The sequence below is a fragment of the Ramlibacter pallidus genome, assembly GCF_015070875.1.
Lineage (GTDB): Bacteria > Pseudomonadota > Gammaproteobacteria > Burkholderiales > Burkholderiaceae_C > Ramlibacter > Ramlibacter pallidus.
Genome location: NZ_JADDIV010000002.1, coordinates 131,409 through 153,119 on the forward strand (window position 1 = coordinate 131,409; position 21,711 = coordinate 153,119).

The window sequence follows — 21,711 nt, forward strand, 5'->3', positions numbered from 1 at the left end:
AAGGTGGATGAGCGAACCCGCGGTCCTCGTCGCGCCGCTCGCCGCGCCGCCCCCCTTCACCGGCACCGAACGCCGGGCCGCCGCTTCCCCGCGGCGGAACACGTCGGGCAGTGCCGTCGCGCAGTGGAAGCGCCAGCTGGCCTGGTTCGCGACGACCGTCACCGGCCTGGTGGTGGTCGTCGCGGTCCTGTCGGGCCTGGCGATGTGGCACGTCATCCGCGAAGTCGCGCTGGCCGAGGCGACCAACGAGCTGCGCACCCGCGCCGCCGCCGATGCACGCATCGCGGTCGTCGACGTCGAACGCCATCTTGCGCAGGCGATGGTGGAGGACGACGCGGCCCGCGTGCGCGCCGCGGCCGTCGCCTCGATCGCCGCGGCATCGCGCCTGGAAGACGCCGTCACGGCCCTGCGCACCGCGCTGCCGGACGACGGCGGCGTCGTGGAGATGAGCCGCCTGGTCGACGGCGTCAAGGCGCCGCGCGTCAACGTCATCGTGCTCGCCCGCAAGGGCCAGCGGCAGGAGGCGGTGTCGGCGCAGCAGGCGATCGCCGAACCGCTCAGGCGCATCGACGCCGTGTCGGCCCGCATCCTGGAGGAGCAGGTGGCGCAGCGCGCCCGCGCCTCCACCGAGCGCAGCGCCTTGTTCACGCGGATCCTCTACGCCCTGGCCGGCGCCGCGGCGGCGAGCACCGCGCTGGGCCTGGCGTTCTACCGCCGGCTGATGCGCCGCTTCAGCCCCGTGGAACAGCTGCTGGACGAGGTGGCCCACAGCGCCCGCGAACTCGACACGGGCGGACGCCAGCTGGACACGCTCAACGCCGACGTCCAGCAGGCGAACCACCGCCTGCGCGTGCTGCTGGAGCGCTTCCAGGGCTCCTCCCAGGCCATGACGCAGGAAGCCGAGCGCTGCCTGCGCGACGTGGAGCAGATCAGCGACACGTGCAAGTCCTCCGCCGGCATGTCGCGGCTGCACGCGGACGAAGCGTCTTCCGTGGCGGGCCAGATCCACGCGATGACCGCGCGCCTGCACCAGTTGCTGGAGGCGACGCAGTCCCTGAGCCGCAGCCGCAGCGAGATCACGCGCTTCGCCGACCAGATCGACGGCATCGCCTCCACCACCCGGCTGCTGTCGCTGAACGCAGCGGTGGAGGCCGCGCGCGCGGGCACGGCCGGCCGGGGCTTCTCCGTGATCGCCAATTCGGTGCGGCGGCTGTCCGAGGACACGCAGGAAGCCGCGCTGCAGATCCGGCGCGCCAGCGAAGACATCACGCGCCAGCTGGGCGCGACCACCCGGGCGGTGCAGGAGACCAGCGCGCTCATGGACCAGGGCGCCGGCCGCATCGCCGCGCTGGACAGCTCCGCGCGCTCCAACCAGGCGCTGCTCGACGGGATGCACAACGAGGTGCAGGGCTTCCGCGGCAGCTTCCAGCGCCAGGTCGACCGGGTGCAGGCGATGGACGCCGAATCGGGCGCGCTCGCCGGTGCGCTGGAGGACGGCCTGCGCCATGCGCGCCTGCTCGACGAGACCGCCGCTTCGCTGACCCACACCTCCACCGCGCTGCTGCAGCGCCTGTCCAACCTCCAGAACTGAACGGTACTTCCCGGGAGAACACCATGCAGAACATCCGTCCCACCCTCGCCAGCGTGCTCCTGCTCGCCGCCGCCGCCGCGTACGCGCAGGCGGGGGAACATGTCGTCAGCCAGAAAGGCAAGGCCTTCTCGACGCAGAAGATGGCCGTGAAGGTCGGCGACAGCGTCAAGTTCGTCAACGATGACCCGTTCGCGCACAACGTCTTCTCGCTCTCGGACACCAAGAGCTTCGACCTCGGCTCCTACGGCCAGGGCCTCGCCAAGTCCGTGGTCATGGACAAGCCCGGCCTGGTGGACGTCGAATGCGCGGTGCACCCGGACATGAAGATGGTGATCGAGGTCCGCAAGTGAACCTGCGCCTGCTGGCGGCCCTGGCGTTCTCGTGCCTGGGCGCCTCCGCGCAGGCGCAGCTGAGCGGCGCGTATGCGCAGGTGGTCTCGGCCACGGCCAAGCCCCTGCTGGCACGCGATGGCCCCGACGCCGCGGTCTTCCGCGGCAGCCTGGTGTTCTTCAACTACTGCGTCACCTGCCACGGCCCGAATGCCGACGGCGCCGGCCGCGCGGCCCGGCTGTACGACCCGAAGCCGGCCAACCTGCGGGCGAGCGAGAAGAACGCGCAGTACCTGCAGCAGATCATCCGCCGCGGCGGCAAGGCCATGGCGCGTTCCGAGTACATGCCACCGTGGGGCGAGGAACTCACCGACGAGCAGATCGCCGACGTGACCACCTACCTGGTCTCGCTGCGCGAACAGCGCTGACGAAGAAGGGCCCAGGGGCCCCTCCCGGTCAGTTGTTGAAGTGGATTTCCTTGTGCTCGCCCATCTTGGGCCGGTTGCCGGTGACGGCGGCCGTGCCCATCTTCAGCAGCTGCAGCAGCTTGTTTTCCTTGACGTTCCAGAATTCCGCTTCCTCGATGCGGACGCCGACCAGTTCCAGGTTCGGGTCTTCCGGGCCGTCGAACCAGGCCTTGGCGATCGGGTTGAACAGGTCCTTCTTCTTCTGCAGGTCCTCGATCACGCTCGCGGTGCCCGTGATCGACACCCAGGTGTCGTCCTTGACGTTGGCGAAGGAGAGGTTGACGTTGCCGTCCTGCCGCAGCCGCTGGCCCACTTCGGTGGTGCGGCTGACGAAGAACCAGACCATGTCGCCTTCGTCCAGCGCCTTGTTCTGCATGGTCAGCGGATGCGAGTGGAGCGAGCCGTCGGCATGCCGGTGCGACAGCATGCAGAAGCGGGTGTCCTTGATCAGGTCCCAGAGGACCTCGTGGTTGTGCTTGGTTTCGTTCATCGGGGCTCCTTTGTCACATGACATGTTGCGGCGCCCACGGCCGCGCCACCGTCGGGGGCGGCGTGGTCCGCGTGTACGCCCGCGACTACACGATGGCGCCCCGACGGATCGCCTGCAGGGCCGCCGCCGAGGGGACGACCCGGTTTGGCGCGCCGCGACCGCGGCCGCATACTGCGCGCTTCCAGGAGCACGCATGACAGAACCCCAGGTGACGTCGGCCTACGCATCGCCGACCGGACGCGTGCAGGCGTGGACCGAGGCGTCCACCCTGCACATCCGCTTCGACCACCCGGCGCGGCACAACGCGCTGTCGGTCGACATGTGGCAGGCGATCCCGCCGCTGCTGGCGCAGGCCGAGCGCGACGATGCGATCCGCCTCGTCGTCTTCTCCGGCGCCGGCGAGACGGCTTTCGCCTCCGGTGCCGACATCTCGCAGTTCGAGGACATGCGCGCCGCCCGAGAGGCCGTGGCGCACTACGAGACGATCGCCGAGGACGCCCTGGCAGCCATCTACCGCTGCGCCAAGCCGACGCTCGCCTGCATCCGCGGCTACTGCATCGGCGGCGGCTTGAACGTCGCGATCAGCTGCGACATCCGCATTGCCGCCGACGATGCCGCGTTCGCCATCCCGGCGGCGCGGCTCGGCCTGGGCTATCGCCTGTCGGCCCTGAAGAACCTGGTGCACCTGGTCGGCGTGGGCGTGGCCAAGGACCTGTTCTTCACCGGCCGCCGCATCGGCGCGCAGGAGGCGAAGGAAGTGGGGCTGGTTTCGCGGGCGTGCCCCGCCGCCGACCTGCCGGCGCTGCTGGGCGAGTACACGCTCGCGATGTCCGAGAATGCACCGCTCACGGTCCACGCGGGCAAGCGCATCCTGCAGGAACTCCTGAAGGACGATGCCGGCCTGGACCGCACGTTGTGCCAGCAGCTCATCCGCCAATGCTTCGACAGCGAAGACTACGCCGAGGGCCGCCGCGCCTTCATGGAAAAACGCAAGCCGGTGTTCCGGGGGAAATGAGATGCACGCCTGGTGGATGAACGTGACGGAGAGCGAGGCGAAGCTCGAACTGCGCGATGTGCCGGTGCCGCGGCCGGGTCCCGGCCAGCTGCTGGTGCGGGTGCGCGCCGCCGGCCTGAACCGGGGCGAATTCATCATCGGCGGCCTGGTGAAGCCGGGCACCTCCAAGGCGCTCGGCATCGAGGCGGCCGGCGAAGTGGTGGAAGCGGGCGCCGGCTGCCGGCGCTTCCAGCCCGGCGCACGGGTGATGGGCAGGTTCCCCGGCGGCCTGGCGGAGTTCGTGCTGGCCAACGAAGCGGAAGCCCTGCCCGTGCCCGAAGGCCTGACCTGGGAGGAAGCCGGCGCGCTGCCGACGACGTACATGGTGGCGCAGGACATGCTGACGCTGCAGGGCGGCTTGGCCGCCGGCGGCTGGCTGCTGGTGACGGGGGTGAGCTCCGGCGTCGGCGTCGCCGCGCTGCAGGTCGCCCAGGCGATCGGCGCCCGGGTGATCGGCACCTCCGGTTCGCCTGGGAAGCTGGCGAAGCTGCAGGCGCTGGGCCTCGATGTCGCGGTGTGCACCCGCGCCCCCGACTTCCATTCGAAGGTGATGGACGCCACCGGTGGCGTCGGCGTGAACCTGGTCGTCAACAATGTCGGCGGCAGCATGTTCGCGGAATGCGTGCGCTGCCTGGCCTTCCAGGGCCGGCTGGCGACCGTCGGCTACGTCGACGGCGTGCTGAAGGCCGAGATCGACCTGCAGGCGCTGCATGCCAAGCGCCTGGTGCTGTTCGGCGTGTCGAACAAGATGACGACGCCGGCTCACAAGGCCGAGGCGACCGCGCAGTTCGAGCGCGAGCTGCTGCCGCTGGTGGCCACGGGCAAGCTGCGGCCCCTCGTCGACCGCGTGTTCCCGCTGGCGGAGCTGCCGGCGGCCCGCGGGTACATGGAAGCGGATGCCCACGTAGGGAAGATCGTCGTCACGGCCTGAGGCGGGACCGGCATGCCCCCACCGCCCGTTCCCGCCCGCGCCGTCCTGTTCGACCTGGGCGGCGTCGTCCTCGACATCGATTTCGGGCGCGCGCTGGCCGCCTGGCAGCGGCACTCGCGGCTGGCGCCGGATGCGCTGCGCGAGCGCTTCGGCTTCGACGAACCGTACGAGCGGCACGAGACCGGCGCCCTGCCCGCCGAAGGCTACTTCGCGCACCTGCGCGAGCTGCTGGAGCTGGATTGCGACGCGGCCGCCGTGCAGGCCGGCTTCAACGCCATCCTCGTCGGGGAGATCGCCGAAACCGCGGGGCTGCTCGAGCGGGTGCGCGTGCCCTGCTACGCCATCAGCAACACGAACGCCGTGCACCTCGCGGAGATGGAACGCATCGTGCCGCAACTGCTGCGCCGCTTCACGCGCGTCTTCGCCTCGCACGAGATCGGCCACCGCAAGCCGCACCCGGAATCCTTCCGGCATGTCCTGCACGAGATCGGGTTGCCGCCGCCGGAGGTGCTGCTGTTCGACGACCTGCGGGCGAACGTCGACGGCGCGCGCGCCGGCGGCCTGCAGGCCGTGCTGGTGACCACGCCGGCGGACGTGCGGGCGGCACTGGAGGAGCGCGGGCTGCTGGGCGCGGCTAGCGCACCGTGACGATCGCCTGGAACTCGCCGAAGGCGCGCTCCATGTCGTCGGCCCAGCGCGTGAGGTCCTCGAGCGGCGCGTCGTCCGCGCGCTCCTCGATCAGGGCGGCGAGCGCGGCGTAGCGCTCCGCCGAGATCATGCCGCCGCCGCCCTTGGCGGAGTGCGCGTGCAGCTTGATCAGCGCGCGGTTGCCGGCCTGGAGCGCCGCCCGCAGCTTGGCCAGCAGCGGCGGCGTGCTTTCGATGAACGTGGACAGCGCCATCTGCTGCAGCTCGGCATCCCCGCCGAACCGCGAATGCATCGCCTCGGCGCTGAACAGCGGCAGGTCCCCCAGCTTCGACGCATTCGCCCCGGCCCAGCGTGCCATGGTGGCCCGCAGCTGCTTCAGGTCGACCGGCTTGGTCAGGTAGTCGTTCATGCCTGCCGCCAGGCAGCGCTCGCGGTCGCCCTGCACGGCGTTGGCGGTCATGGCGACGATGGCCGACGTGCAGCCCGCCGAGCGCAGGCGGCGGGTCGCCTCGTAGCCGTCCATTTCCGGCATCTGGCAGTCCATCAGGATCACGTCGTAGCGTTCCGCCAGCGCCATCTGGTAGGCCTCGACCCCGTCGTTGGCCACGTTGACGTCGTCGTAGCCGAGCTTGCGCAGCATGCCGAAGGCGACCACCTGGTTGGTCGTGTTGTCCTCGGCGATCAGCACGCGGGCGCCCTGGCTCTCCACCGGCAGGTCGTTCCAGACGGTGAGCGCGGGCGCCTCGTGCGCCTCCTGCACCGGCAGCCGCACGATGAAGCGCGAGCCCTTGCCCGGCACGCTCTTGACGCTGACGCTGCCGTCCATCAACTCCACGAGCTGCCGCACGATGGCCAGGCCCAGGCCGCTGCCGCCGAAGCGGCGGGACGTGGAACTGTCCGCCTGCATGAAGCGGGTGAACAGCTGCGGCTGCACGTCCGGCGGGATGCCGATGCCGGTGTCGACCACGCTGAACTCCAGCAGGTAGTGGTCGCCTTCGGCGCGGCCGCGCAGGTCCAGCCCGATCCAGCCGCTCTTGGTGAACTTCAGCGCGTTGCCCAGCAGGTTCACCAGCACCTGGCGGATGCGCATCGGGTCGCCCTGCACCAGCTGCGGCACGCCCGGATCGACCTTCACCCGGAACAGCAGGCTCTTCTCCGTCGCGCGCAGGCGGTACAGGGTGGCGATGTCCTCGACCAGCTCGTGCAGGTCGAACGGCACCCGCTCGATCTCCATCTGCCCCGCCTCGATCTTCGAGACGTCGAGGATGTCGTTGACCAGCGCCAGCAGCGAATTCGCGCTGCGGTCGATCAGGTCCGCATGCTGGCGCACGCCGGCCGGCAGCTGTTCGTCGAGCAGCAGCTTGGTCATGCCGATGATGCCGTTCAGCGGCGTGCGGATCTCGTGGCTCATGGTCGCCAGGAACTGGCTCTTGGCGCGGTTCGCCGCATCGGCGGCGTCGCGCGCCTCGCGCAGGTCCTGTTCGGCCTGCTGGTGCAGCGTGATGTCGCGGTTGGTGCCCACCATGCGCAGGGGCGGCCCCTTGTCGGCGCGGTCGGCCACCCGGCCTTCGCTGCTGATCCACACCAGCGAACCGTCCGCGCGCCGCACGCGGTGCTCGACGCGGTAGTGCGGCGAGATGCCGCGCACCACCGGCTCCAGCGCCTGCTGGATGTGCGGCAGGTCCTCCGTCGGCACCAGGTCGAGCAGTTCCTGCGCGGTGCAGCGCGTTTCGCGCGGCGGCCCGCCCAGCATCACCGACCACTGTTCCGACAGGTACAGGGTGCCGTGCACCAGGTCCAGGTCCCACAGGGCCAGGCCCGAGCCTTCGAGGGCGCGGTGCAGGCGCTCCTGGCTGCGTTCCAGCGCGGCACGCGCGCGCTGGCTTTCGGTCACGTCTTCCACCGAACCCACGTATCCGCCCGCGGAGCCGTCGGGCAGCACGACGGCCTGGGCGCGCACCCGCACGTGCGCCACGTCCGCGCCCGGGTGGCGGATGCGGTAGGTGCTGTCGAACAGATGCCCTCCGGCCGCGGCCTGCTGCCAGGACGAGACCACCGCGTCGCGGTCTTCCGGCTCCACGCTCTCGATCCAGTCGTCGCCGAGGAGGTCCTCCCGCGAGCGGCCGAAGATGCGCGCCGACTCCGGGTTCAGGTAGATGACCTTGCCCTGGGCATCGGTGTGGAAGATGCCGAGCGGGCAGGTTTCGGACAGCCGCCGGAACATCTGCTCGCTGGAGGACTGCACGGCATGGTGCGCCGCCTGCCGCAGCAGCAGCGCCTGCATCACGGTGCGCGCCAGTTCCTCCAGCGTGCCGCGCTGCGCCGCCGTCAGGCCGGCGCGCGGCTGCACGTCGAGCACGCACAGGGTGCCGATGGCCTCGCCCTCCGGCGTGCGCAGCGGCACGCCGGCGTAGAAGGCCAGGTTCGCCGGATCCCCCACGCAGGCCTTGCCGGTCGTGCGCGGGTCGGCCCGCAGGTCCGGGATCTCCACCGTGGCGTCGGCCGCGACGACCAAGGTGCAGATCGACTCTTCCAGGGGGAGTTGCGGCGCGAGGTTCCCCACCTGCGCCTTGGTCCATTGGCGGCGCCGGTCCAGCAGGTTGACCATGGCGTACGGCGTCCCGCAAGCCGCCGAGGCCGCGCGCGCCAGGCTGTCCAGCAGGGCCTCGGCCGGCGTGTCCAGGATGCCCAGGCGCTGCAGCGCCCGCACGCGGCTGTCCTCGCGTTGCTGGAGATCGGGGCCGGTGCCGGGTCTGGAATCCACGCGCAACTCTACCGCGCGAGCGTCGAGGCGCCAAACAGGCTCTGGATGAAGTCCACGGCCAGTTCCGCCGTGCGGTTGCGAACGTCCAGCGCCGGATTGATCTCCACCACGTCGAGCGACCGGAGCCGGCCGGTGTCCGCCACCATTTCCATGCAAAGCTGCATCTCGCGGTAGGTGGGCCCGCCGCGCACCCCGGTGCCCACGCCGGGCGCGTCCAGCGGGTCCAGGCAATCCAGGTCGAAGCTCACGTGGATGTGCGTGTCCTCGTCGACGTCCTGCAGCACCTCGGTCATGGTGTTGCGCATGCCGTGCTCGTCGATGTGTCGCATGTCGAAGACCTGCAGGCCGAGCGCGCGGATCGCCTGCTTCTCGTCGGCGTCGACGCTGCGGATGCCGATGAAGTCGATCTCGCCCGGCTGCAGCGCGGCGCGTTCACCGCTCCAGCCCACCAGGTCCGGCGGACCGTGCCCGAGCAGGCAGGCGACCGGCATGCCGTGGAGGTTGCCGCTGGGGCTGATGGCTTCCGTGTTCACGTCGGTGTGCGCGTCGAGCCAGACCACGCGCAGGTTCCTGCGGTGCTGGCGGCAGTGGCGCGCCACGGCGCTGATCGAGCCGATCGCGAGGCAATGGTCGCCGCCCATGAGCAGCGGCACGTGCTCCATCGCGAGGGCGGTGGAGACCGCCTCGAACACCGAGCGGTTCCACGCGACGACTTCGGGCAGGTGCCGCATGCCGTTCACCGGCGCGCGCCAGGGGTTCGGCGGCCCCGCGAGGTTGCCGCGATCGATGACATCGAAGCGGTGCGCGCGCAGCGCCTCGCCGATGCCGGCGACGCGCAAGGCGTCCGGCCCCATCCCGGCGCCGCGCACGCTGGCCCCGACGTCCGTCGGGGCACCGATGAGGCTCACTGTCGTCATGCGCGCGTCGTTTCTCCTGCCGGGCTGCTGCGTGCATTCTGTCGCAAGCGCCGTCCCACAGGGAGGATTGCTACAGGATGCATCGCCGACACCCAAGGCTGGGTTCGAATCCAGAGAATGGTCCTTCACAGAAACAGGGAGTCACGAATGCTGGCGATGGACTACCGCGGGCCGTACCGCGTGCGCGCTGCCGAGAAGGCGGAGCCGAAGATCGAACACCCCAACGATGCCATCGTGCGCGTGACGCGCTCGTGCATCTGCGGTTCCGACTTGCACCTCTACCATGGCCTGGTGCCGGACACGCGCGTCGGCATGACCTTCGGCCACGAGTTCTGCGGCATCGTCGAGGAGGTCGGCCCCTCGGTGCAGAACCTGAAGAAGGGCGACAAGGTCCTGGTGCCGTTCAACATCTTCTGCGGCACCTGCTACTTCTGCAAGAAGGAGCTGTTCTCCAACTGCCACAACACCAACCCGTCGGCCACGGCCGTCGGCGGCATCTTCGGCTATTCGCACACCACCGGCGGCTACGACGGCGGGCAGGCCGAGCTGGTCCGCGTGCCGATGGCCGACGTCGGGCCGACGGTGCTGCCGCCGGACATGGACGAGGACGATGCCGTGCTGCTGACCGACGCTTTCCCGACCGGCTACCAGGCCGCCGAGATGGGCGGCATCCGCGAAGGCGACACCGTGGTGGTGTTCGGCGCCGGGCCGGTCGGCATCTTCGCCGCCAAGTCGGCCTGGCTGATGGGAGCCGGCCGCGTGATCGTGGTGGACCATGTGGAGTACCGGCTGGAGTTCGTGCGCAACTTCGCCCAGTGCGAGATCGTCAACTTCAAGGAAGTCGACGACATGGCCATCCACATCAAGAAGATGACGGACTGGCTGGGTGCGGACGTGTGCATCGACGCCGTCGGCGCCGAGGCCACCGGCAACGCGCTGCAGCATCTGACAGGCGTCAAGCTGAAACTCCAGGCCGGAGCGGCGACCGTCCTGCACTGGTGCATCAACTCCGTGCGCAAGGGCGGCACGGTGTCCATCGTCGGCGTGTACGGCCCGACCTTCAACATGGTCCCGATCGGAAACGTCGTGAACAAGGGGCTGACGCTGCGCGCGAACCAGGCCAGCGTCAAGCGCCACCTGCCGCGCCTGATCGAGCACATCCAGGCCGGCCGCATCAAGCCGAGCGAGGTGATCACGCACCGGTTCCCGCTGGAGGCCGTGGCGGACGCGTACCACATCTTCTCCAGCAAGCTGGACAACTGCATCAAGCCCGTGCTGCTGCCGGCCATGCACTGATCGGAGCCGCGATGAGCAACCACCCCGAAGACACCGCCGTCTACGTCGAGAACACCGACCCCGAGGCGCGCCAGAAGCAGCCGCCGTCCAACATCCACGGCTGGGGCGCGGACCTCGATCCGCGGGCGCGGCCCGCGGTGCCGATGGAGCGCACGCCCCCGCGCTTCATCGAGCCCCATTACGAGCAGCCCGAGCAGCAACCCGTGACCGTCAAGGTGTTCCATTCGACCGAGCGCCCCGGCCTCACGCCCGTGTTCGGCACGAGCTCGCCGCCCTCCGGCGTCTCGGGCCTGATCCGCGCCGGCGCCTTCCGGTTCAGCGAGAACGACATCCGGCGCTGGCTGATGCTGCTGTTCGCCGACCGCGTGAACGTCGTGGAGGGCATCCTCCAGGACCTGTCGCACGGCCACGTCCCGGACATCTTCCGCGAGATGGGCGGCCCCGCGGAATGGAAATACAACCGCGCGGGCTTTTATCGCAAGGCGGCGATCGCGGGCGCGGTCGTGGCCATCCTGCTCTACGCCAACAGCCGGCGCCGCCGGCACTGACTCCACCCGCGGCGTCCAGCACTGGACACCGGCCACCGAGCTGAGGCGCCGGCGAAGGTCGCCGCCTGAAGCTCAGGGCGCCAGCTTGAACACGGCGCGTCGCTCGCCGACCGGCGCGCCCTTCACGCTGGCGATCACGGCCTGCCGCCAGGGCTGCAGCGCGGCGCGCTGCGCCGCGTCCAGCCACCCGAGCTGGTCGAGCGCTTCCACCGTGGCCGCGTACAGGGCCGGCTTGCTGCCGTCGCTGATCTTCACCGCCAGCGCCTGGCCGCGCGAGCGGCTGGCCACCACCTGCACGCCGTCGGCGCCGACCTTGGTCACCCAGTCGCCGCCGCCGGCGCGCATGAAGGCCGCGTCATTGCGGGCGGTGCCCGAGACGAGTTCGGGGTGCGCGGTCATCGCATCGGCGAGCTGCGCGAAACTCTCCGCGTACGGCGTGTCCTCGCTGGCCGCCGCGAGCCGCGCGAAGCCGCGGGCCAGGGACGCGAGCGGCATCGCATAGTTCGGCGCCGAGCAGCCATCGATGCCCATGGGCATCTGCTCCTCCTCGAGCCCGGCCGCTTCGGCGACGGTGGCGCGGACTGCCCGCTGCAGCGGATGCGCCGGGTCGACGTAGTCGTCCAGCGGCTGCCCGTGCTGCACGCACCAGGCGAGGAAACCGGCGTGCTTGCCGCTGCAGTTGTGGTGGCGTTCGTCGTACGTGCCCGGGGCCGGTGCCGGGGCCAGGCCCACGTCCACGTACATGGGCACATGGCAGCCGCAGCGCAGCCGCTGGGGCCCGACGCGCGCCTTGGCGAGGATCTGCTCGACCTGCTCCACGTGCATGGCTTCGCCGTTGTGGCTGGCGCACAGCATCGCGAGGTTGGAGGACGTCAGGCCGAAGTGCCGCACGCCGCCCGCGTGCACGAAGGGCAGCGCCTGCAGCGGTTTGAGCGTGGAGCGGGTGAAGGTGAGCCAGTGCGGGTCGCCCGCCTGCGCGACGACCTGGCCGCGGGTGTCCGCGACGGCGATCGCGCCGAAGTGCAGGTTCTCGCGCGTGCTGCCGCGGGTGGTCTCGACCAGGGGTGCCAGGGACGCCATGCGGCCGATTCTGCCCTGTCGCTCGCTTGACGCACGGTCGCGCGCCGGGCGCCGCACAATCCGCCGCATGACTCCCGTCCGCTCCCCCTTGCAGGCCCAGGTCGTCCAGTGGCTCGTCGCCCCCGGCGGCGCCGTCGCCGCGGGCGAGGTGGTGGTGATCCTCGAGGCGATGAAGATGGAGCACGAGGTCCGCTCGCCGGTGGCCGGGCGCGTGCGCGAATGCCGGTTCGCCGAAGGCGAGACGGTGGGGGAGAAGGACGTCCTGCTGGTCGTCGACGGCGCTGCAGCAGCGCCGAGCGAGGCTGCGCCGGCGGTCCAGCCCGCCAGCGCAGCTCCGGCCATCCGTCCCGACCTGCAGCGCGTGCGCGAGCGCCATGCGCTCACGGAGGATGCCGCGCGCCCGGAAGCGGTGGCGAAACGCCACGCCCTGGGCCTGCGCACCGCGCGCGAGAACATCGCCGACCTGTGCGACCCCGGATCGTTCAGCGAGTACGGTGCGCTCGCGGTGGCCGCGCAGCGCAGCCGGCGCAGCGAGGACGACCTCGTGCGCAACACGCCGGCCGACGGCATGGTCACGGGCATCGGCCGCATCAACGGCGCGCTGTTCCCGCCAGAGCTCTCGCAAGCCGCCGTGCTCGCCTATGACGCCACCGTGCTCGCCGGGACGCAAGGGTTCCGCAACCACCAGAAGACCGACCGCCTGCTCGGCGTCGCGCTCCGCAACCGCCTCCCGGTGGTGTTGTTCGCGGAAGGCGGCGGGGGCCGGCCCGGGGACGTCGACATGCCCATCGTGGCCGGGCTGCACGTCCCGACCTTCGCCAGCTTCGCACGGCTGAACGGGCAGGTGCCCGTCGTCGGCGTCGTGGCCGGGCGCTGCTTCGCCGGCAACGCGGCCCTGCTCGGATGCTGCGACGCCATCATCGCCACGCGCGGCAGCAACATCGGGATGGGCGGGCCCGCGATGGTCGAGGGCGGCGGCCTCGGCGTGTTCCGGCCGGAGGAGATCGGGCCGGCCGCCGTGCAGCATGGCAACGGCGTGATCGACGTGCTCGTGGACGACGAAGCGCAGGCCGTGGAGGCGGCCCGTCGCTACCTCTCCTTCTTCCAGGGACCGCTCGCCGCCTTCACCGAACCGGACGCCACGGCCCTGCGCGACGTGGTGCCCGAGAACCGCCTGCGCGCGTACGACAGCCGCGCCGCGCTGCGGGGGCTCGTCGACGCCGGGTCCCTGCTGGAACTGCGCACCGGCTTCGGCGCCGGCATCCACACCGCGCTGGCGCGCATCGGGGGCCGGCCGATCGGGCTGATGGCCAACAACCCCCTGCATCTCGGCGGCGCCATCGACGCCGACGCGGCCGACAAGGCCGCGCGCTTCATGCAGCTGTGCAACGCGCACGGCCTGCCGCTCGTGAGCCTGGTGGACACGCCGGGGTTCATGGTCGGCCCCGCGATCGAGGAGCAGGCGCAGGTGCGGCACGTCAGCCGCATGTTCATCGCCGCCGCCCACCTGCGGGTGCCGTTCTTCAGCGTCGTCCTGCGCAAGGGCTACGGCCTGGGGGCGATGGCCATGGCCGCCGGCGGCTTCCATGCCCCCGAATTCACGGTCGCCTGGCCGACGGGCGAGTTCGGCGGCATGGGGCTGGAGGGCGCCGTGCGGCTGGGCTACCGCAAGGAACTCGATGCCGCGCCGGAAGGACCGCAGCGCGAGCAGCTCTACAACGAACTCGTCGCCCGGCAGTACGAACGTGGACAGGCGATGCACATGGCGGCCACGCTGGAGATCGACGCCGTCATCGACCCTGCGCAGACCCGCGCCTGGCTGTCGCGCGGGCTGCACTCTTCCCGCCCGGCGCCAACTTTACCCGCCCCTGCCGTGGACAGCTGGTAACCGCCGGCCCCCAGCCGGGCCGTGCTTGCGTAGGATCGCCTCTTTTGGCTCTGCCACAGGCTCCCATGCTCGTTTTCGCCAGCGTCGTCATCGCGCTGATCGTCGCCCTGCTCTACCTGAACCTGAGCGCGGGCGAAAAGCGCGTGTCGCACGAGATCCAGCACCTGTATCGCGTCGAGGACCCGCAATTCTGCCGGGCCATGGGCATGCTGCTCGGGCCTGACATCGTGCGGGGCAACCGGGTGACGGCGCTCATGAACGGCGACGAGATCTTCCCCGCCATGCTGGAGGCCATCCGCGGCGCGGAGAAGACGGTGCTGTTCGAGACCTTCATCTACTGGTCGGGCGAGATCGGCGACGAGTTCGCCGAGGCGCTGTCGGAACGTGCCCGCGCCGGGGTCAAGGTCAACGTCCTCCTCGACTGGGTGGGCAGCATCAAGGTCGACCGCGGCCTGCTGGACAAGATGAAGGAAGCCGGGGTCGAGGCGCACATGTTCCACCCGCTGCGCTGGTACAACCTGGGCCGCATCAACAACCGCACCCACCGCAAGCTGCTGATCGTCGACGGCTGCGTCGGCTTCACCGGCGGCGTCGGGATCGCCTCGCCCTGGACGGGACATGCGCAGGACGCCGACCACTGGCGCGATTGCCACTTCCGCGTGGAAGGCCCGGTGGTCGCGCAGATGCAGAGCGTGATGCTGTCCAACTGGAGCAAGACGACCGGCTACATCCTGCACGGCCCGGACTACTTCCCGGTGCTGCCGCCGCGCGGCGAGGTCGACGCGCAGATGTTCCACAGCTCGCCCAGCGGCGGCAGCGAGAGCATGCAGCTGATGTACCTGATCGCCATCACCGCGGCGGTGAAGACGATCGACATCGCCAGCGCGTATTTCGTGCCGGACGAGATGGCGCGGGTGGCCCTGGTGGCCGCGTTGAAGCGCGGGGTGCGCGTGCGGGTGATCACGCCGGGCAAGCACACCGACCAGCAGGCGGTGCGGCACGCCTCGCGCGCGCTGTGGGGCGACCTGCTCAAGGCGGGCGCCGAGATCTACGTGTACCAGCCGACCATGTACCACTGCAAGATGGTGCTGGTCGACGGGCTGCTGTCCTCGGTCGGCTCGACCAACTTCGACCCGCGGTCCTTCCACCTGAATGACGAGGCGAACCTGAACGTGTACGACCGCGCCTTCACGCAGTCGCTGACGGAAGTGTTCGAGCGCGACCTGCAGCGCTGCAAGCACGTGACGCTGCAGGACTGGGAGGCGCGGCCGGCGCTGGAGAAGGCGCGCGAGCGGCTGACCGCGCTGCTCGCGCCGGTGCTCTAGCTCACGCGGAACAGCACCGCGTCGCCGTTCGCCGCCGCGCGCTGGTAGAAGGCCCGCAGTTCGGCGACCGCCGCGATCACCTCTTCCGGGGTCGCTTCCATCAACGCGCCTTCGCAGCGCGCGCGGACTTCGGCGTCACCCAGCGCGGCGAGCTTGCGCGCCGTGGCCTGCACCTGCGCGGCCGACGAATAGCCGACCATCTCGGGGATCCGGTCGGTCTGCTCCGCGCCGCACGCGGCCTCGGCCTGCAGGACCTGGCTCAGCTCGTACCAGACCTGTTCCACCTTCGAACAGGTCTCGCGCGGCTGCTCGGCGCCTCCGGGGTCCAGGAACCCCCCGTGCGCCAGCTCGCCCGCCAGCAGGCGCTTCAGCTGGTCGTCGCTGAGCGCGTGGAACCGGCCTCCCGTCATGACGTCCCTCCTCCGGGGCTGCGACCCCTCTTCTTGCGAAGCAATATAGGAGGGCCGGCACCACGCTGTCCATGCGCGAAATGCTGGCGCGTTGGGGCTCGCCCACAGCGGCGCCGCTCGTCGGCGCCCGGGCGCCGCCCACGGGGCGGCGGTTCAGGCGGCCTGCGTGGCGCGCTCGGCGAGTTCGCGCGCCGCGCGCAGGCGGCGCTCCGACGCCTCGTTCAGCTCTCGCGTCATGGGGTTCCAGCGCGCGGCGATCTTCTCGAGTTCGCCGCGCAGCCCCTCCGCCGTGCGGAGGTCCCCCACGGCATAAGCCCAGATGGCGTACTCGGCTTTCGCTTCCCAGGTGTTGAAGCGCGCGATCGCGGACTCGTATTCACGGCGGGCGTCAGCGGCGCGTGAGCTGCCCGCCAGCGAGCGCGCCAGCAGCAGCGACACGGGCTCGGGGCGGTAGTCCGGATGGTCCGCCTTCAGCGGTTCGAGCTGCCGCAGCGCATCGCCATGCCGCTGGCACTCGACGTAAGCGCGGGCGAGGCCGTAGCGGATCTCCGGATCGTGCGCGAACGGGCCCTTCAGGCAGGCTTCGTAGCACTGCACCGCGTCCTCGGGCTGGCCCACCTCGAGCAGGGCGGCGGCCAGCCGCATCTGGTTCTGCGCGGTCGGGGTCTCCTCGAACAGCAGGCGGGCCTCGCGCACTTCGCGCTGCGGGTCGATCGCCTTCGCGGCCGCCGCGACGGTCTTCATGGCCTGCCGCCGCAGGCGCGAGTTGGGGAAGTAGACCGCGAAGAAGTACACGAGGCTCCCGAGCAGCGGGAAGCCGAACAGGATCAGCAGCCAGTAAAGGTTCTGGCGCGTGCGCACGACGTGCACCGCGCAGAAGATGGCCAGCGCGAAGTACAGGCCTCCGGCGACGATGGGCATGGTTCCTCCTCCTCTTTGGGCGCGGACTATAGGTTTGCCGCGTCCCGCGGGCAAGGAACTCGGTCACGCGCGGATGGCCGCGGGACCGCGGTCACGCCCGGGACGGCTGCAGCACGCGCGCCAGCCACAGGGCGCCGGCCGTCCCCAGGACGAGCGCGATGCTCCAGCCGACCAGCGGGGATTCCCCCAGCGGCTGGCCACCGCTGCCGCGCGCCTGCACCTCGAGCCAGGTGACCGCGACGTTGTAGGCTGCATGCAGCGCGATGCAGGGCAGCAGCGAGCGGGTGCGCTCGTACAGCCAGCCGAGCGGCACGCCGATCACGATGCCGACGATGAACTGGTAGATGTTCAGGTGCGCCGCCCCGAACAGGAGCGCCGACAGCACGATCGCGGGCCAGCGCGGATAGCGCGCGAGGAAGCCGCGCAGGATCAGGCCGCGGAACAGCATCTCCTCCAGCACCGGCGCCAGCACGCACACCAGCACGATGGCCGCCAGGGAGTCCGGGGCCATGCCGGCGAACAGTTCCTCCTCCCAGCGCGAGAGCGGCAGGATCGCGACCAGCCAGTCCGTGAGGCCGGTCGCCACCAGCACCAGCAGCGGCACCAGCGCGAACACGGCCGGCAGCAGCAGCACCGCGGTCGCGGCGAGCGAGGCACTCGAAGCGTGGAACAGCTCGCCATACCCGGTGCGCGTGAAGCGCATCGCCAGCGAGAAGACGATGGCGCTGGCGAGCAGGAGCGTCAGCGCGGACAGCGCGGGCGCGTCGAGCCCGAGGCGGCCGCGGAAGTCGTACAGCACCGAGCCCACGACCGTCTCCGCCAGGTGCAGCCCCAGCAGCATGAACAGCGCGTCCCACCCCGAAAGGAAGGCGTGGCGCCCCGGCTTGGCGGCGCGGTTCAGAGCTGGGTGTCCCCGGACAGCGTGGCGTAGGCGGACTCGCGCTCCCGCTCGGGCGCGGGCAGCACGTGGCGGCTGATGGCGTCCGCCTTGAACATGCAGGCGAGGCCGGCCGCCAGCTCGATCGCGCCGACCAGCAGGCCGGCCTTGCGGTCGGCGTCCATGGCGGCAAGCGGCTGGCCGGCGCCGAGCCAGAACGCCGCGGCGGCGACATAGTCGGCCAGCGCGGGCAGCGCACGGAGCAGGACGACCGCCAGCCCGAGGACCACGCAGGCCACGGTGACGAGCTGCTGCACCGGCAGCACCATGCGGTCCTCGTAGCGGGTGCGCGGCACGAGGCGGTGGGCGATCGACAGCGGGAAGAACCAGAGCAGCACCGCGGCGAGCCAGTACACCGCCGGCACCGAGTACTGCAGCCAGTGCGCATCGGGCAGGCCTTCGGCCTGCACGGCGCGCGCCGCCAACCAGGACTGCAGGGCGCCCAGCGCGAGCCAGATGGCGAAGAGTCGGCCGGCCAGTCCGACGGCCTGTTGGGGAGTCATCCGGGCTTTATACGGGCCGGGCCACGCCAAGACAAGCGAGCGGGCACTTCAGCGAAGCAGCGCCACCACACCCGAGAACGTGAGGAAAGCCGCGGCCGTGGTGAGCAGGATGATGCGGGCGATGCGGCCGGTGTCGGCGCCGAAGCGCTCGGCCAGCAGCGACACGTTGCTGGCGCTGGGCAGGGCCGCCACCAGCACCATCACGTGCAGCGTGAAGGCATCCAGCGGCACGCCGGCGGCGCGCATCGCGCTGCCCGCCAGCCACACCAGCAGCGGGTGCACGAGCAGCTTGATGACGGCCACCGGCACGAAGTCGCGCGCCGGCATGGGCCCGTGCTCCTCCGCCGCCGCCAGGAACTGCGAGCGCGCCAGCACGGCGCCGATGGTGAACAGCGCCACCGGCGACGCCGCATCGGCCAGCAGCCCGATGGTGTTCATCACCGGCGCGACCGGCTTCCACCCGGTCGCCGACGACAGGCCGCCCAGCAGGATCGCCCACGGCATCGGGTTCAGCGCCACGCCGCGCAGCGCCTTCTTCGCCGCTTCCGTCGCGCCGTGTTCGCCGGCGGTGTCCAGGCGCGACAGCGCGATGCACAGCGAACTGGTGACGACCAGGTCCACCAGGATCGTGAGGATCGCCGGGCCCGCCGCCTGCGCGCCGAGCAGCGCCACCAGCAGCGGCACGCCCATGAAGCCGGTGTTGGGGAAGGCGGCGACGAGTGCGCCGAACGAGGCGTCGTTCCAGCGGATGCGCGCGTTCATGCTGGATTTCACGGTGCCGGCCACCACGAGCAACGCGCACAGCAGCCACAGGCCGAAGCCCGCCGGGTCCAGCAGCTGCGCGATCGGGGTGCTGGCGCCGAAGCGGTACAGCATGCACGGCAGCGCGAAGAACAGCACGAAGGTGTTCAGCCCGCCGATCGCGTCCAGCGGCAGCATGCGCCGGCGCGCGGCAAGGTAGCCGGCGAGCACGAGCGCGAAGAAGGGGAAGGTGACCAGGAGGACTCTTGCCACGCCGGTATTGTCGTTGCAACGGATGGGCAGTGCGGCGGGCGGGAATCGGCGATGGCGCGAGGGGCGCGCGGGCAAGCCGCTTATGATTTGCCGCTCCCCGTCCCCGCAGTACCTGTTCCCCCTCCGATGTCCGGCCTGAACCTCGCCCAGCAAGAAGCCGTCAACTACCTGCATGGGCCTTGCCTGGTTCTCGCCGGCGCCGGCTCGGGCAAGACGCGCGTCATCACGCACAAGATCGCGCGCCTGATCCAGGCAGGCCTCGAGGCGAAGCGCATCGCCGCCATCACCTTCACGAACAAGGCGGCCGCGGAGATGCGCGAGCGGGCGAAGTCGCTGGTCGGACGCGAGGCGAAGGACGTGCTGATCTGCACGTTCCATGCGCTGGGGGTGCGGATGATGCGGCAGGACGGCAGCGTCCTCGGGCTCAAGCCCCAGTTCTCCATCCTCGATTCCGACGACGTGACGGGCATCCTGAAGGACGCCGGCGGCACCACCGATGCGGCCACCGCGCGCCAGTGGCAGTGGACGATCAGCGCCTGGAAGAATGCCGGCCTGAACGCCGCGCAGGCCGAGGCCCAGGCGAAGGACGACCTGGAGCGCGGCACCGCGCGCATCATGGCACGCTACGAGGAGCGGCTGGCCGCCTACCAGAGCGTGGACTTCGACGACCTGATCGGCCTGCCGCTGAAGCTGCTGCGCGACTTCCCCGAAGTGCGCGAGAAGTGGCAGAAGCAGCTGGGACACGTGCTCGTCGACGAGTACCAGGACACCAACGCCACGCAGTACGAACTGCTCAAGCTGCTGGTCGGCGAGCGCGGCCGCTTCACGGCGGTGGGCGACGACGACCAGTCGATCTACGGCTGGCGCGGCGCGACCCTCGACAACCTGCGCAAGCTGCCGCAGGACTACCCCGACCTGAAGGTCGTGAAGCTGGAGCAGAACTACCGCTCCACCAGCGCGATCCTGCGCGCCGCCAACAACGTGATCCAGCCCAACCCCAAGCTGTTCCCGAAGACGCTGTTCTCGGAACTCGGCGAAGGCGAGCCGGTGCGCGTGGTGGACTGCGACAACGAGGAGCACGAGGCGGAGCGCATGGTGGCGCGCATCCAGTCGATCCGCGCCAACGGCCTGGGCAAGGACTGGAAGGACTTCGCCGTGCTTTACCGCGCCAACCACCAGGCGCGCGTGTTCGAGCAGGCCCTGCGCAAGGCGCAGATCCCGTACAAGGTCTCGGGCGGCCAGAGCTTCTTCGACCGCGCCGAGATCCGCGACCTGTGCGCGTGGCTGCGCCTGTGGGTGAACAACGACGACGACCCGGCCTTCCTGCGCGCGGTGACCACGCCCAAGCGGGGCATCGGGCACCAGACGCTGCAGTCGCTGGGCGTGTTCGCCAGCCAGTACAAGCTGTCGCTGTTCGAGGCGCTGTTCTCGTCGTCGCTGTCCAGCGTGCTGAACGCGCGCGCCGTCGGCAGCCTGCACGAGTTCGGCCGCTACGTGAACGACCTGGAGTTCCGGGCCCGGCACACGGTCGGGGCGGAGGACGCCCGCACCTTCATCGCCGACTGGCTGAAGGACATCGGCTACGAGAAGCACCTGTACGACGGCGAGGACAACGAGAAGGTCGCCGCCGCGCGCTGGACCAACGTGCTGGAGTTCTGCGACTGGATGGCGGCGCGCTGCGGCGGCGAGATCGACGACGCCTCCGGAGCCACCATCGCCAGCGAGCGCAAGAACCTGCTGGAAGTGGCGCAGACCATTTCGCTGCTGTCCACCATCAGCGAACGCGAGAAGGACCAGAACGTGGTGACCCTGTCCACGCTGCATGCCTCCAAGGGGCTGGAGTGGCCGCACGTGGTGCTGGCCGGCTGCGTGGAGGGCATGCTGCCCTTCAAGCCGGAGGATGCCGATGGCGCGGTGGCCAGCGATTCGTTCGCGGCGCGCCTGCAGGAAGAGCGCAGGCTGATGTACGTCGGCATCACGCGCGCCCAGCGCTCGCTGGCCGTGAGCTGGAGCCGCAAGCGCAAGAAGGGCCGCGAGCTGGTGGCCGCGCAGCCCAGCCGCTTCATCGCCGAGATGGCGCTGGACAAGACGACGGTGAAGGAAGACCCGCGCGAGAAGCTCAAGGCCTTGCGGGCGGAGTTCGCGCGCAAGAGCGCGGATGCGGCGGCAGCGGCCGCGGCGGGCCCGCAATGAAGGCGCTCGCCGCCCTCCTGCTGGCCGGGTGTGCTGCGGCCTCGTCCGCGCAGCAAGCCGCCTGCCCGCAACCCGCCGACCTGGGGCAGCTGCACATGGTCGGCCTCTGGCGCGTGGAGTTCGAGGGCCTCGCGCAGGGCGCGACACTGCTGCTGGAGAAGCACCCCGAATACGAAGGCAGCCTGGCCGGCGCCATCAACCGCAACGGCGTGCGGGGGCAGCTCGCCGGCGACATCGAGGACGGCGAGTTCACGCTGGAGGAGTCGGCCGACGGCAAGCGCATCTCCGGCACCTTCCTCGGCGACGTCGTGGCGGGCTCCTGCGGCCGGGAGATCCGCGGTACCTGGCAGGACGAGGAAGACAATCCGCCGCGGAATTTCGTGATGCGCAAGCTCTGAGGCGAGG

The 21,711-nt window shown here is 70.7% G+C and carries 20 protein-coding genes and 1 pseudogene; 12 read left to right on the forward strand and 9 right to left on the reverse strand.

Annotated features, from left to right (window positions below):
• Nucleotides 1-7: 7 nt before the first annotated feature.
• From IM787_RS05495 to IM787_RS05505, 3 genes are read left to right on the forward strand one after another with little or no spacing between them, the layout of a single operon-like run.
• A complete protein-coding gene (locus tag IM787_RS05495; protein ID WP_193675648.1) occupies nt 8-1,591 on the forward strand; it encodes a methyl-accepting chemotaxis protein in 1,584 nt (527 codons plus the stop codon).
• Nucleotides 1,592-1,614: 23 nt separating this feature from the next.
• Complete coding sequence (locus IM787_RS05500; RefSeq protein ID WP_227494132.1) at nt 1,615-1,941, forward strand: plastocyanin/azurin family copper-binding protein; 327 nt, start codon at nt 1,615-1,617, stop codon at nt 1,939-1,941.
• The gene (locus tag IM787_RS05505) at nt 1,938-2,348 is read left to right on the forward strand and encodes a c-type cytochrome (protein WP_354004357.1); all 411 of its coding nucleotides are present in this window, start codon (nt 1,938-1,940) and stop codon (nt 2,346-2,348) included. The genes IM787_RS05500 and IM787_RS05505 overlap by 4 nt, the downstream gene beginning before the upstream one ends.
• 28 nt (nt 2,349-2,376) lie before the next feature.
• Here the strand turns inward: IM787_RS05505 and IM787_RS05510 are convergent, their stop codons facing one another.
• A complete protein-coding gene (locus IM787_RS05510; protein ID WP_193675650.1) occupies nt 2,377-2,877 on the reverse strand; it encodes a pyridoxamine 5'-phosphate oxidase family protein in 501 nt (166 codons plus the stop codon).
• Between the two features lie 193 nt (nt 2,878-3,070).
• Here IM787_RS05510 and IM787_RS05515 point away from each other — a divergent pair, with 193 nt between their 5' ends.
• From IM787_RS05515 to IM787_RS05525, 3 genes are read left to right on the forward strand one after another with little or no spacing between them, the layout of a single operon-like run.
• On the forward strand, nt 3,071-3,892 hold the full coding sequence (locus IM787_RS05515) for an enoyl-CoA hydratase (protein WP_193675651.1): 822 nt from the start codon (nt 3,071-3,073) through the stop codon (nt 3,890-3,892).
• Between the two features lies 1 nt (nt 3,893).
• On the forward strand, nt 3,894-4,862 hold the full coding sequence (locus IM787_RS05520) for a zinc-binding dehydrogenase (protein WP_193675652.1): 969 nt from the start codon (nt 3,894-3,896) through the stop codon (nt 4,860-4,862).
• Between the two features lie 12 nt (nt 4,863-4,874).
• A complete protein-coding gene (locus tag IM787_RS05525; protein ID WP_193675653.1) occupies nt 4,875-5,510 on the forward strand; it encodes an HAD family hydrolase in 636 nt (211 codons plus the stop codon).
• Here the strand turns inward: IM787_RS05525 and IM787_RS05530 are convergent.
• Both IM787_RS05530 and rocF read right to left on the reverse strand, forming a co-directional pair.
• The gene (locus IM787_RS05530; RefSeq protein ID WP_193675654.1) at nt 5,497-8,274 is read right to left on the reverse strand and encodes a PAS domain-containing protein; all 2,778 of its coding nucleotides are present in this window, start codon (nt 8,272-8,274) and stop codon (nt 5,497-5,499) included. The two genes, IM787_RS05525 and IM787_RS05530, sit on opposite strands and share 14 nt — an antisense overlap.
• Before the next feature lie 8 nt (nt 8,275-8,282).
• The gene (gene rocF / locus IM787_RS05535) at nt 8,283-9,191 is read right to left on the reverse strand and encodes an arginase (RefSeq protein WP_193675655.1); all 909 of its coding nucleotides are present in this window, start codon (nt 9,189-9,191) and stop codon (nt 8,283-8,285) included.
• A 147-nt stretch (nt 9,192-9,338) separates the two neighbouring features.
• On the opposite strand from rocF, the gene IM787_RS05540 reads away from it, so the two are divergent.
• Both IM787_RS05540 and IM787_RS05545 read left to right on the forward strand, forming a co-directional pair.
• Nucleotides 9,339-10,487, forward strand: a complete 1,149-nt coding sequence (locus IM787_RS05540) for a zinc-dependent alcohol dehydrogenase (protein ID WP_193675656.1) — start codon at nt 9,339-9,341, stop codon at nt 10,485-10,487.
• Between the two features lie 11 nt (nt 10,488-10,498).
• Nucleotides 10,499-11,035: a hypothetical protein gene (locus tag IM787_RS05545; RefSeq protein ID WP_227494134.1), complete on the forward strand. Its 537-nt coding sequence runs from the start codon at nt 10,499-10,501 to the stop codon at nt 11,033-11,035.
• Between the two features lie 72 nt (nt 11,036-11,107).
• On the opposite strand, the gene IM787_RS05550 is transcribed toward IM787_RS05545, so the two are convergent.
• Nucleotides 11,108-12,115, reverse strand: coding sequence for an asparaginase (locus IM787_RS05550; protein WP_193675657.1), 1,008 nt, complete (start codon nt 12,113-12,115; stop codon nt 11,108-11,110).
• Nucleotides 12,116-12,191: 76 nt separating this feature from the next.
• Here IM787_RS05550 and IM787_RS05555 point away from each other — a divergent pair.
• Together IM787_RS05555 and IM787_RS05560 are read left to right on the forward strand one after the other, a co-directional pair.
• A pseudogene (locus tag IM787_RS05555) lies at nt 12,192-14,003 on the forward strand (carboxyl transferase domain-containing protein); the annotation flags it as partial.
• Between the two features lie 65 nt (nt 14,004-14,068).
• The gene (locus IM787_RS05560; protein ID WP_193675659.1) at nt 14,069-15,328 is read left to right on the forward strand and encodes a phospholipase D-like domain-containing protein; all 1,260 of its coding nucleotides are present in this window, start codon (nt 14,069-14,071) and stop codon (nt 15,326-15,328) included.
• On the opposite strand, the gene IM787_RS05565 is transcribed toward IM787_RS05560, so the two are convergent.
• The 5 genes from IM787_RS05565 to IM787_RS05585 form a co-directional block, all read right to left on the reverse strand.
• On the reverse strand, nt 15,325-15,738 hold the full coding sequence (locus IM787_RS05565; protein ID WP_193675660.1) for a DUF1877 family protein: 414 nt from the start codon (nt 15,736-15,738) through the stop codon (nt 15,325-15,327). The genes IM787_RS05560 and IM787_RS05565 overlap by 4 nt on opposite strands.
• Before the next feature lie 153 nt (nt 15,739-15,891).
• Complete coding sequence (locus IM787_RS05570) at nt 15,892-16,659, reverse strand: tetratricopeptide repeat protein (RefSeq protein WP_193675661.1); 768 nt, start codon at nt 16,657-16,659, stop codon at nt 15,892-15,894.
• A 91-nt stretch (nt 16,660-16,750) separates the two neighbouring features.
• A complete protein-coding gene (locus IM787_RS21440) occupies nt 16,751-17,500 on the reverse strand; it encodes a CPBP family intramembrane glutamic endopeptidase (protein ID WP_227494135.1) in 750 nt (249 codons plus the stop codon).
• A 56-nt stretch (nt 17,501-17,556) separates the two neighbouring features.
• Entirely contained in the window at nt 17,557-18,099 is a 543-nt protein-coding gene (locus IM787_RS05580) for a hypothetical protein (RefSeq protein ID WP_193675662.1), read from the reverse strand.
• A 48-nt stretch (nt 18,100-18,147) separates the two neighbouring features.
• Nucleotides 18,148-19,113 (reverse strand): AEC family transporter, encoded by a 966-nt coding sequence (locus tag IM787_RS05585; RefSeq protein WP_193675663.1) that lies wholly within the window; start codon nt 19,111-19,113, stop codon nt 18,148-18,150.
• A gap of 126 nt (nt 19,114-19,239) precedes the next feature.
• Between IM787_RS05585 and IM787_RS05590 the strand changes: the two genes are divergently transcribed.
• On the forward strand, nt 19,240-21,306 hold the full coding sequence (locus IM787_RS05590) for an ATP-dependent helicase (RefSeq protein ID WP_193675664.1): 2,067 nt from the start codon (nt 19,240-19,242) through the stop codon (nt 21,304-21,306).
• A complete protein-coding gene (locus tag IM787_RS05595; protein ID WP_193675665.1) occupies nt 21,303-21,704 on the forward strand; it encodes a hypothetical protein in 402 nt (133 codons plus the stop codon). Before IM787_RS05590 ends, IM787_RS05595 begins: the two co-directional genes overlap by 4 nt.
• Nucleotides 21,705-21,711 lie beyond the last annotated feature (7 nt).

Excerpts from the sequence above, each read along its gene's own strand:
- IM787_RS05495 (WP_193675648.1), top strand. The coding sequence starts at position 8 with ATGAGCGAACCCGCGGTCCTCGTCGCGCCGCTCGCCGCGCCGCCCCCC.
- IM787_RS05595 (WP_193675665.1), top strand. The coding sequence starts at position 21,303 with ATGAAGGCGCTCGCCGCCCTCCTGCTGGCCGGGTGTGCTGCGGCCTCG.
- IM787_RS05565 (WP_193675660.1), bottom strand. The coding sequence starts at position 15,738 with ATGACGGGAGGCCGGTTCCACGCGCTCAGCGACGACCAGCTGAAGCGC.
- IM787_RS05590 (WP_193675664.1), top strand. The coding sequence starts at position 19,240 with ATGTCCGGCCTGAACCTCGCCCAGCAAGAAGCCGTCAACTACCTGCAT.
- IM787_RS05580 (WP_193675662.1), bottom strand. The coding sequence starts at position 18,099 with ATGACTCCCCAACAGGCCGTCGGACTGGCCGGCCGACTCTTCGCCATC.
- IM787_RS05550 (WP_193675657.1), bottom strand. The coding sequence starts at position 12,115 with ATGGCGTCCCTGGCACCCCTGGTCGAGACCACCCGCGGCAGCACGCGC.
- IM787_RS05510 (WP_193675650.1), bottom strand. The coding sequence starts at position 2,877 with ATGAACGAAACCAAGCACAACCACGAGGTCCTCTGGGACCTGATCAAG.
- IM787_RS05525 (WP_193675653.1), top strand. The coding sequence starts at position 4,875 with ATGCCCCCACCGCCCGTTCCCGCCCGCGCCGTCCTGTTCGACCTGGGC.
- rocF (WP_193675655.1), bottom strand. The coding sequence starts at position 9,191 with ATGACGACAGTGAGCCTCATCGGTGCCCCGACGGACGTCGGGGCCAGC.
- IM787_RS05515 (WP_193675651.1), top strand. The coding sequence starts at position 3,071 with ATGACAGAACCCCAGGTGACGTCGGCCTACGCATCGCCGACCGGACGC.
- IM787_RS05570 (WP_193675661.1), bottom strand. The coding sequence starts at position 16,659 with ATGCCCATCGTCGCCGGAGGCCTGTACTTCGCGCTGGCCATCTTCTGC.
- IM787_RS05520 (WP_193675652.1), top strand. The coding sequence starts at position 3,894 with ATGCACGCCTGGTGGATGAACGTGACGGAGAGCGAGGCGAAGCTCGAA.
- IM787_RS05500 (WP_227494132.1), top strand. The coding sequence starts at position 1,615 with ATGCAGAACATCCGTCCCACCCTCGCCAGCGTGCTCCTGCTCGCCGCC.
- IM787_RS05540 (WP_193675656.1), top strand. The coding sequence starts at position 9,339 with ATGCTGGCGATGGACTACCGCGGGCCGTACCGCGTGCGCGCTGCCGAG.
- IM787_RS05545 (WP_227494134.1), top strand. The coding sequence starts at position 10,499 with ATGAGCAACCACCCCGAAGACACCGCCGTCTACGTCGAGAACACCGAC.
- IM787_RS05560 (WP_193675659.1), top strand. The coding sequence starts at position 14,069 with ATGCTCGTTTTCGCCAGCGTCGTCATCGCGCTGATCGTCGCCCTGCTC.
- IM787_RS21440 (WP_227494135.1), bottom strand. The coding sequence starts at position 17,500 with ATGCTGCTGGGGCTGCACCTGGCGGAGACGGTCGTGGGCTCGGTGCTG.